Source organism: Flavobacterium kochi, assembly GCF_048286715.1.
In the GTDB taxonomy this organism is placed as follows: domain Bacteria; phylum Bacteroidota; class Bacteroidia; order Flavobacteriales; family Flavobacteriaceae; genus Flavobacterium.
The window spans coordinates 1-1,872 of sequence record NZ_JBLVPW010000071.1 but is presented as its reverse complement, the minus strand read 5'-3'; the positions used below and the strand labels follow the sequence as shown (position 1 = coordinate 1,872).

General features: G+C 39.9%; 1 protein-coding gene. It reads left to right on the top strand.

Annotation, left to right across the window (positions count from 1 at the left end; all coding sequences use genetic code 11):
• A partial coding sequence (locus ACNQGH_RS21825; RefSeq protein ID WP_470303891.1) for a PKD domain-containing protein occupies window positions 1–1,872 on the top strand: 1,872 nt, incomplete at both ends.

Genomic DNA, 1,872 nt, shown 5'->3' with positions numbered 1-1,872 from the left:
ACTGATACCACCAAACCGGTAGTTCCTGTTTTGGCTGATGTAACTGGACAATGTAGCGCTACCGCTACTGCTCCTGTAACTACAGATAATTGTTCTGGTACAATTACCGGAACAACATCAGATGCTTTAACTTATACTACTCAAGGAACGCACACCATCACTTGGACATTCACCGATGCTGTTGGAAATGCTTCCACTGCTACCCAAAATGTAGTAATTACCGATACTACCAAACCGGTAGTTCCTATTTTGGCTGATGTAACTGGACAATGTAGCGCTACCGCTACTGCTCCTGTAACTACAGATAATTGTTCTGGTACAATCACCGGAACAACATCGGATGCTTTAACTTATGCGACTCAAGGAACGCACACTATCACTTGGACTTTCACCGATGCGGTTGGAAATGCTTCCACTGCTACCCAAAATGTAGTAATTACCGATACTACAGCTCCTTCAATTACTGCAGCTGGCACTAATTCGACCATCAATTGTCCCGCACTTCCTTCATTCACCGCTCCTACAGCTACAGATAATTGCTCAACAGCTACAGTTAATATACTATCTGATATAACAACTCCTGGTAATTGTGTAGGTGCATATAGCAGAACAATCACTTGGGATGCAACTGATGAAAGTAATAATCATAGCATAACAGTAAGTCAGACAATTAGAGTTCAAGACAATACTGCTCCCACTTTTACACCACCTGCAAACATTATAATAAATAGTGGTGAGAATTGTATCGCAAATACTAACCCAACTATTACTGGTAATGTAGCCAATGTGAATGATACCTGTGATTCCAATCCAACAGCCACTTATGTGGATACAGAATGTTTTGGAGTTACAGAAAATAATGGATCAATAAATGCTGGAAGCGGTAATTATTTTCCATTTACTGTTGCAGGATTCGATGATTTATCAGCAAGTAATATTGAAAAAATCGCTTTATCCTTTGGAACAAATCAAGGAAAAGGAAGAGCTGAATTCACCTTAGTTTCACCTAGTGGACAAGGGGTAATATTAGTTGGTCCATATTGTTCTGGGGGAAATTGTGATGATGCAAGCTCAAATACTAAAGAATTGTATTTACCTACATTTTATCCAAATAGCTCAGGTTATACCAAATGGAATAATGCTAATTTTATTCAAGAAGGAATAAATCAAAATATGACTCCAAACGGAGGAACAACTTCTCCAAATATAATCACTGGGTTAACCTCTTATGTTTCCAGTTTTGAAAATCTTACGGGCCCAATGAATGGAACTTGGTTTATCTATTCAAGAAAACAAGCCAGTGTTAATGGTAGCATTGATTTTAACAGTGTTTGTCTGACTCCGGCTAGTTCTTGTCCAAGCAATAAAGTTATTACAAGAACATGGACCGTTACAGATGCTTGTGGCAATTTTTCCAAAGCAACTCAAACAATAAAAATTCAGGATAAAACTGCTCCGCTATTGAGCGAAGCCCCTGCTGATGTAACCGCAGAATGTTCTGCAGTTCCTGCTACAAGTACTTTAACCGCTACTGATAATTGTGATGCAGATCCTAAAGTTACTTTCAACGAAGTTAAAACTGAAGGAGACTGTGCCAGTAACTATACGCTAACCAGAACCTGGACTGCGACTGATGTTTGTGGCAACACGGCTTCTAAATCACAAGTGATTACCATTCAGGATAAAACTGCTCCGGTATTGAGCCTAGCCCCTGCTAATGTAACTGTAGAATGTTCCGCAGTTCCTGCTGCAAGTACTTTAACCGCTACTGATAATTGTGATGCAGATCCTAAAGTTACTTTCAACGAAGTTAGAACTGACGGAAACTGCGCCAGCAACTATACGCTAACCAGAACCTGGACTGCGACTGAT